This is a genomic window from Marichromatium sp. AB31 (assembly GCF_003718685.1).
Classification (GTDB): Bacteria; Pseudomonadota; Gammaproteobacteria; order Chromatiales; family Chromatiaceae; genus Marichromatium; species Marichromatium gracile.
Window position 1 is genome coordinate 1 of the sequence record NZ_RHFI01000079.1, and the last position, 255, is coordinate 255.

Below are 255 nucleotides of genomic sequence, written 5' to 3' on the forward strand. Positions count from 1 at the left end.
GGGTGATGCTGCCGGGCTTGGCCAGCACCTGGCCACGCTCGACGTCCTCACGCTTGGTGCCGCGCAGCAGCACGCCGACGTTGTCACCGGCCTCGCCCTGGTCGAGCAGCTTGCGGAACATCTCCACACCGGTGCAGGTGGTCTTGGTGGTGTCCTTGATGCCGACGATCTCGACCTCTTCACCGACCTTGATCACGCCACGCTCGACACGACCGGTCACCACGGTACCGCGACCCGAGATCGAGAACACGTCCT

Annotated in this window: 1 protein-coding gene; it reads right to left on the reverse strand. The window is 65.5% G+C overall.

Annotation, left to right across the window (positions count from 1 at the left end; genetic code table 11):
• Positions 1-255, reverse strand: a 255-nt coding sequence (locus EBL84_RS16810; RefSeq protein ID WP_255420163.1) for an EF-Tu/IF-2/RF-3 family GTPase, incomplete at both ends; no start/stop codon positions are given.